The sequence below is a fragment of the Subdoligranulum sp. APC924/74 genome, assembly GCF_003324125.1.
GTDB classification, from domain to species: domain Bacteria; phylum Bacillota; class Clostridia; order Oscillospirales; family Ruminococcaceae; genus Gemmiger; species Gemmiger qucibialis.
Genome location: NZ_PSQF01000120.1, coordinates 1 through 7,202, shown reverse-complemented (window position 1 = coordinate 7,202; position 7,202 = coordinate 1). Strand labels below are relative to the sequence as shown.

The following is a 7,202-nucleotide window of genomic DNA, read 5'->3' as shown; positions in this document are numbered from 1 at the left end:
GCTTCGGTTCGCTGTTTCCGCCACTGGCGGCGCTCACCTTTGCAGCATCCAGTATTATCTGCGCTTTTGGCTTAGCAGCTGCCGCACCTCGCTCGCCGTATCGGCACTTAGAATTATGCGGTATTGCCTAAAAAGTGAATGGCGGAAATCAAAGTTCGCGGTAGGTGACCTGTTCCATCAGCTGTTGGATGGTTTCCAGGCTGGCAGCCTGAGTACCGGTGCACATTACGCTGGCGGCACCGGCGGCAGTGGAAAGGCGCAGCGTTTCTTCCAGCGTCAGGCCGCGCTCTTCGGCAACAGCCAGGGCGGCGATGACGGCATCCCCGGCACCAACGGTATCCTTGACGGGAACACGCAGGCCGGGCACAAAGATGGTCTGCTCCGGCAGAACATGCAGCATACCGCGGCTGCCCATCGAGACGATGACCTTTTGCACGCCGGTCTGCAACAGCTCACGGGCGGCGGCGGTCAGCTCCTGCTGGCTGTCCAGCGCGCGGCCCATCAGGTGGGAAAGCTCCTCGCTGTTGGGTTTGATGAGGAACGGTTTTGCCTTAACGCCCTCCACCATGCCGGCACCGTCAGAGTCCAGAATGACCTTGGCACCTTTTTCGCGGCAGGCATCGCCCCACACGCGGTAAGTGTCGGCAGGAGCATTCACCGGCAGGCTGCCGGCCAGCACCACGATATCGTCGTGGCGCAGCAGCTTCAGCAGGTGGTCCAGCAGGCTTTGCAGGGTAGCCGGGTCCACGGGAACACCGGGTTCGTTGATCTCGGTGCTGGTGTGGGCGATGGGATCCACCACTTTCAGATTGATGCGGGTGTTGCCCTCAACGGGCAAAAAGTCACAGGTCATGTTCAGGCCGGACAGAGCTTCGGAGATCATCTGCCCGGTGCTGCCGCCCAGAATACCAAGGGCACGGCTGGTGCTGCCCAGTGCGGCAACCACCTTGGAGACATTGATGCCTTTACCGCCCGGATCGGTGCGGATGGAAGTAATGCGGTTTACGCCGTCCGTGGTAAAGGAAGGAATTTCAACGGTTTTATCCAGTGCCGGGTTCAGGGTGACAGTATAGATCATGAAAATGAGCCTCCTTATGGGGAGAAATGTCAGAATAAGGGCAGTGGCAAAGGCAATCGATAATTGTCAATCTTTTATCATTATACGCTGAATTGTGAAATATCGCAAGTAAAAGCGCGAAAATCAGAATAATCTTAACAAACTGTTTACACGGAGGAGAACAACATGGCACAGGGAATGGAACTATTGGATAACGGCACCAAGGTGTTTACCGGGCCGGGGGCAGCCTTTGGTACGGACGCCTTGCTGCTGGCCCGGTTTGCCATGCCGCGCCGCAAAGAAACAGCGCTGGACCTGTGCAGCGGGTGCGGAATCGTAGCGCTGGCCTGGCACGATGCCGGGCACCGCGGCCCATGCACAGCGGTGGAGCTGGATGCCGATGCTTCGGCCCTGTGCCGCCGTGCTGTGCAGGAAACGCCGGGTGCAGAGCATATTACCGCTCTTTGCACCGACCTGCGGATGTTCTGCAAAAGCGGCCCGGAACAGGGGAAATATGACTTCGCCGCTTGCAACCCGCCCTATTTTACCGGCGGATATGTCAGCCCGGATGCCCGCCGCGCCACGGCCCGGCATGACGGCAGCTGCACGATGCAGGATGTTGCCGCCTGTGCGGCCCGTGCCCTGCACGATGGCGGCAAGCTGGCCCTATGCCACCGCCCGGAACAGATGGCGGCGGTGTTTGCCGCGCTCTGCGCCGTTGGGCTGGAGCCCAAGCGGGTGGCTCTGGTGCGCAAGGATGAACACAGCAAACCCTGGCTGTTTTTGGTGGAAGCCCAGAAAGGAAGAAAGCCGGGGATCCGGTGGGAGGAGGACGTTTTAACGGGGAATGGGGTTAGGTACGGGAGATGATAGTTAGGAGTTAGGAAGTAGGAGTTAGGAGTTGGCGGCGGGGCGAAGCTGCGACGCGGGGAAAATGAGGAATCGGATTGGGGACGGGTACAAAACGGGATGGAAAAGGTTCCGGGATGCGCAGTGATTCCCTAAGGCAATACCGCATAATTCTAAGTGCCGATACGGCGAGCGAGGTGCGGCAGATGCCAAGCCAAAAGCGCAGGTAATACTGGATGCTGCAAAGGTGAGCGCCGCCAGTGGCGGAAACAGCGAACCGAAGCAGGGGCAGCGGTCGCAGAGTGCGAGGGGCTTTTGCCCCCGAAGCACGATGCGGGTACCGCAACCCGACATTATCGAGCATTTTGGCAACGCAGATGCCGTGCCGCAGCTGCCGGAGCGGTGCTTAAGCCGCAAGACGGGAATTGTGCGGTGCTGCCCTAAGTTCTAAATGGATAGATATAAAAAACCGCCCGTCACACAAAATGTGACGGGCGGTTGAGTTTTAGGGGTTAGGTATCAGGATCAGCCGAACATGTTGATCAGGATGCCGGCGGCGACAGCGGAACCGATAACACCGGCAACGTTGGGACCCATGGCGTGCATGAGCAGGTAGTTGCGGGGGTTGTATTCCTGGCCGACTTTCTGGGAAACACGGGCGGCCATGGGAACAGCGGAAACACCGGCGGAGCCGATCAGCGGGTTAATCTTGCCGTGGGTGACAAAGCACATGACCTTGCCCAGCAGAACGCCGCCTGCGGTGCCGACACCGAAAGCAACAATGCCCAGAACAATGATCTCAACGGTCTGGATGTTCAGGAAGGTTGCGGCATTGGTGGTGCAGCCAACGCTGAAGCCCAGGAAGATGGTGATGATGTTCATCAGTTCGTTGCCGGCGGTCTTTTTGATACGCTCAACAACGCCGCATTCCTTCATCAGGTTGCCCAGCATCAGGCAGCCAACCAGGATGGCGGCATCGGGCAGGGTGAGGGAAACGATGATGGTAACAATGATCGGGAAGAGGATCTTCTCAGTCTTGGAAACCTTGCGCGGGCTTTCCATCACGATTTGACGCTCTTTTTCGGTGGTCAGAACTTTCATGATGGGCGGCTGGATAACAGGCACCAGCGCCATGTAGCAGTACGCGGCAACCGCGATGGAACCCAGCAGGTGCGGGGCCAGGCGGGTGGTGACGAAGATAGCGGTCGGGCCATCGGCACCGCCGATGATGCCGATGGAAGCGGCTTCCTTGTTGGTGAAGCCCAGGATTTTGGCGCCAACGAAGGTGAAGAAGATGCCCAGCTGTGCGGCAGCGCCCAGCAGCAGGCTGGACGGACGTGCGATCAGCGGCTCAAAGTCGGTCATGGTACCGATGCCAAGGAAAATCAGCGGGGGATAGATACCCAGTTTGACGCCTAAGTAAATATAGTCCGCCATGCCGCCGGATGTACCCAGCAGTTCCCAGTTGATGTGCTGCGTTTCGTTGATGAAGATGTCCATATGGAAGATGCCGTCCAACGGCAGGTTGGTCATCAGCATGCCGAAGCCGATGGGCAGCAGCAGCAAAGGCTCAAACTGGTGGACAATGGCCAGGTACAGCAGCACGCAGGCCACGCCGATCATGACGGCATACTTCCAGCCGCCCTCAGCAAAGAAAATCTGTGCCCAACCGGAGTTGGCAAAGATCTCAGCGATGTTGGTAAAAATTGCTCCCATTGTTTCGTCCCCTTTCCATCACATAAACGGCGTGGTGTTCTGGGTAACGCCGGCGTCGCCCCAGGCGCCGCGGCGGGAACCAGTAGCCGTCTTTTTCTGAACGCGGTGAATGCCGCGGATGGTCAGGTTTTCACCCAGAGAGGCAACGGCTGCAGCAATGGCAGCAACGATCTCGCCGGGGATGGAGCCGTCAGCAGCGGGTGCTGCGGGGGCGGCAGGAGCAGCCTTGGCGATGTTCTGTGCGGCCGGTGCAGCGGGCGCTGCAGGGGCGGCAGGTGCCTTGGGGGCGGCTTTGGTGCCATTCTTTTTGTTCTTGATGGCGTCAAAAATCTTGCCTTCCACAGTGATAATGAGGCAAAGCGCAACCAGCATGGCGAACACCAGCGTGATGCTGGTCAGAACCACAGTGCCGTCAGCGGCCTCAAGGGCGAGCAGAGCGATAGAATTGCTCATTGGGCAATATCCTCCTTTAGCTTGCGGTGCACAGCACCGTTGATTTTCCCCCGTACACGGTACAAAAACCGAGCCGGGCAAATTTTACCCAAGTATGGTTTTATTATAACACAGCGGCTCAATTTTTGGTAGCGGGTTTTGAAAAAATGTGACAAAAATATTGTGAAACCGTGTCTTTACGATAAAAAATGTAAATTTGCGCGCAAAGCACCATGCAGAATAAAGTTGACAGCCGGGCAGAAAATGCAGGTTGCACAAACGAGCGGAAGAACAAAACGGGGAACGCTGTGCAAACTGCACATTTTGACAAAAAATGAAAAGTTTTGCTTGACGGCGGGGCTTGCCGGGGTTACAATGTGGGCAAATCAAAACCACGGCAATGGCGCCGGGCAGGTACATCCTGCCCGGCGCTTTTGTTATTTAAGCATCTGGCTTAATGCGGCTTAATGCGGCAAGAAAAAATAGAGGAAGCGCCGTGGTTTGATCTTGAGAGGAGTGGTTTGAATATGTACAACTCATCAACCGTCATCTGGGTGCTGGTTGCGGCATTCCTGGTGTACTTTATGCAAGCAGGCTTTGCTTTGTGCGAAGCTGGCCTGACCCGTGCAAAGAACACCGGCAACATCCTGATGAAAAACATGATGGACTTCTGCATCGGCACACCGTGCTTCTGGCTGGTCGGCTTCGGCATCATGTTTGCAGGTTCCGGCCCGCTCATCGGCGGCTTTGCCCCCTTTATGAGCGGCGACTACAGCGCCATCCTGCCGGAGGGCGTGCCCCTTTGGGTTTATGCCGTGTTCCAGACCGTGTTCTGTGCAACGGCAGCAACCATTGTTTCCGGCTCCATGGCAGAGCGTACCAAGTTCAGCGCTTACTGCTGCTACTCGGCCGCTATCAGCCTGATCGTTTACCCCATCTCCGGCCACTGGATTTGGGGCGGCGGCTGGCTGGCACAGCTGGGCTTCCATGATTTTGCCGGTTCCACCGCCGTTCACTTTGTTGGCGGCGTTACCGCCTGCCTGGGCGCCTGGATGCTTGGCCCCCGTATTGGTAAGTACGGCAAGGACGGCAAGGCCCGCGCAATCCCCGGCCACAACCTGACCGCCATGGCCTTGGGCGTGTTTATCCTGTGGTTCTGCTGGTTCGGGTTCAACGGTGGCTCCACCGTGGCAATGGCAAGCGATGACGCCATGGTTTCCGCTGGTCTGGTCTGCTTCAATACCAACCTGGCCGCTGCGCTGGCTACCGTTGCCGCGCTGATCACCAGCTGGGTGCGTTACGGCAAACCTGATGTTTCCCTTACTTTTAACGGTGCTCTGGCCGGTCTGGTTGCCATTACCGCAGGCTGCGATATGGTTGATCCGTTCGGCGCTGCCATCATCGGCATCGTTGCCGGTGTGCTCTGCATCTTCTCCGTTGAATTCTTTGATAACGTTGTCAAGATTGATGACCCTGTCGGCGCTGTTTCCGTGCACTGCATGAACGGCATGTGGGGCACCATTGCAACCGGCCTGTTCTCCACCAGTGAGGGCCTGCTGTACGGCCATGGCTTCCGTTTCTTTGGCGTTCAGGTTTTGGGCGTTATCTGCGTGGCTGCCTGGGTGCTGGTTTCCATGACCGTCATCTTTACCATCATCAAAAAGACCATCGGCCTGCGTGTGACCGAAAAAGAAGAGATCGACGGCCTGGATATCCACGAGCACGGCCTGGCTTCCGCTTACTCCGGCTTCTCCATCTCTGACCCGACTTACGCTGAGATGAGCGTGAACGAGAACACCGACCTGGGTGAAGACGACATCACCATGGCCAGCGAGGCCAAAATCAATGCCGCCGTCAAGGTCGTCAAGGAAGAACCTCTGCCCGCTGAGCTGGATTCCGGCATGCACAAGGTCGTTATGATCGTGCAGCTGGCCAAGTTTGAAGCTTTGAAAGCTGCCATGAACGCTGTCGGCGTGACCGGCATGACCGTTACCCAGGTTATGGGCTGCGGCCTGCAGAAGGGCAGCGGTGAGAAATACCGTGGTGCTGAGGTCGACGCAACCCTGATTCCCAAGGTCAAGGTTGAAGTTGTTGTCAGCAAGATCCCGGTAGACAAGATCATCGACACCGCCACCAAGGTTCTGTACACCGGCCATATCGGTGATGGCAAGATCTTTGTTTACAATGTGGCCAAGGTGGTCAAGGTCCGCACCGGCGAAGTAAACTACGCCGCTTTGCAGGACGTTGAATAAATAGCTACCTATTATATAGGCAGTTGGCAAGCAGCTGCCTGTATCGGGTGACGAAAGCCTCCAATATCTTCCCATAATAGAAAAGTCCGGCGCACTGTGTGCAGCAGAGCGCCGGACTTTTTGCTATGTCTATTATGATTTGTGTTTCAGCATCTGTACCTTGAAGGCAATGATTTTATTGCCGTACTTGCTGGTGAAAATGGCACCCACGATCAGCATACCCAGCCCAATGCCCAGGCAGGCACCCTGGATGGCCTGCAGCACGGGCGAACCGGAAAAATCAAAGTGGTTCATGACCAGGTAGATCAGGACGGTGGCAATCGAGATCAGGTACATGTAATGGAACCGGTGGGTCACTTTTTCCATCACGTCATTGCTGTAGTCCGCAACCTTGCGGGCGGTCTCTTCGGTGGCACTTTTGGTTTCGGGGGTGTTCATTGCATCAGGCTTCCTTTCTCCGTCTAACAGTTCACGCAGCTCCACGCCGTAAAAATCGGCAAGCTGGATGAGGGTAGGGAGGTCGGGCAGGTTGACACCGTTTTCCCAGCGGGAAACACTGCGGTTGGTCACGCACATGATTTCAGCCAGGTTTTCCTGGGTGAGCTGGCGCTCCTGGCGGAGCTGCTTCAAGAAAGTGCCGATTTTCTGTTGATCCATTGGATTCATCCTCCCTATAGCTGCATGATACCACAGCCGAAGCAAAAAACACCACGACACAGTGCGGGAACCGGGGCAAAAGCGGCCGGACATGGGGCGTCGGGTTGGGAAGAGTATAGCATAAATGGGGGAAAGATTGAAGTGAGGAGGGAAAACAGTTAGGGCAACACCGCACAATTCCCGCCTAGCGGCTTAAGCACCGCTTCGGCGGCTGCGGCACGGCATCTGCGTTGCCAAAA

At 56.8% G+C, this 7,202-nt stretch carries 7 protein-coding genes; 3 read left to right on the top strand and 4 right to left on the bottom strand.

Annotation, left to right across the window (positions count from 1 at the left end):
- Nucleotides 1–148: 148 nt before the first annotated feature.
- On the bottom strand, nt 149–1,078 hold the full coding sequence (gene pfkB / locus C4885_RS14805) for a 1-phosphofructokinase (RefSeq protein WP_114001073.1): 930 nt from the start codon (nt 1,076–1,078) through the stop codon (nt 149–151).
- Nucleotides 1,079–1,243: 165 nt separating this feature from the next.
- Here pfkB and C4885_RS14800 point away from each other — a divergent pair, with 165 nt between their 5' ends.
- Nucleotides 1,244–1,927, top strand: a complete 684-nt coding sequence (locus C4885_RS14800; protein ID WP_242979614.1) for a tRNA1(Val) (adenine(37)-N6)-methyltransferase — start codon at nt 1,244–1,246, stop codon at nt 1,925–1,927.
- Between the two features lie 504 nt (nt 1,928–2,431).
- Here the strand turns inward: C4885_RS14800 and C4885_RS14795 are convergent.
- The gene (locus C4885_RS14795; RefSeq protein ID WP_114001072.1) at nt 2,432–3,622 is read right to left on the bottom strand and encodes a sodium ion-translocating decarboxylase subunit beta; all 1,191 of its coding nucleotides are present in this window, start codon (nt 3,620–3,622) and stop codon (nt 2,432–2,434) included.
- 18 nt (nt 3,623–3,640) lie between these two features.
- The gene (locus C4885_RS14790) at nt 3,641–4,075 is read right to left on the bottom strand and encodes an OadG family transporter subunit (protein WP_114001071.1); all 435 of its coding nucleotides are present in this window, start codon (nt 4,073–4,075) and stop codon (nt 3,641–3,643) included.
- Between the two features lie 138 nt (nt 4,076–4,213).
- Between C4885_RS14790 and C4885_RS16320 the strand changes: the two genes are divergently transcribed.
- Together C4885_RS16320 and C4885_RS14780 are read left to right on the top strand one after the other, a co-directional pair.
- On the top strand, nt 4,214–4,522 hold the full coding sequence (locus C4885_RS16320; protein WP_147237859.1) for a hypothetical protein: 309 nt from the start codon (nt 4,214–4,216) through the stop codon (nt 4,520–4,522).
- 59 nt (nt 4,523–4,581) lie between these two features.
- Nucleotides 4,582–6,306, top strand: a complete 1,725-nt coding sequence (locus tag C4885_RS14780; RefSeq protein ID WP_114001069.1) for an ammonium transporter — start codon at nt 4,582–4,584, stop codon at nt 6,304–6,306.
- 132 nt (nt 6,307–6,438) lie between these two features.
- Here the strand turns inward: C4885_RS14780 and C4885_RS14775 are convergent, their stop codons facing one another.
- Nucleotides 6,439–6,963, bottom strand: coding sequence for a helix-turn-helix domain-containing protein (locus C4885_RS14775; RefSeq protein ID WP_158538922.1), 525 nt, complete (start codon nt 6,961–6,963; stop codon nt 6,439–6,441).
- Between the last annotated feature and the right edge of the window lie 239 nt (nt 6,964–7,202).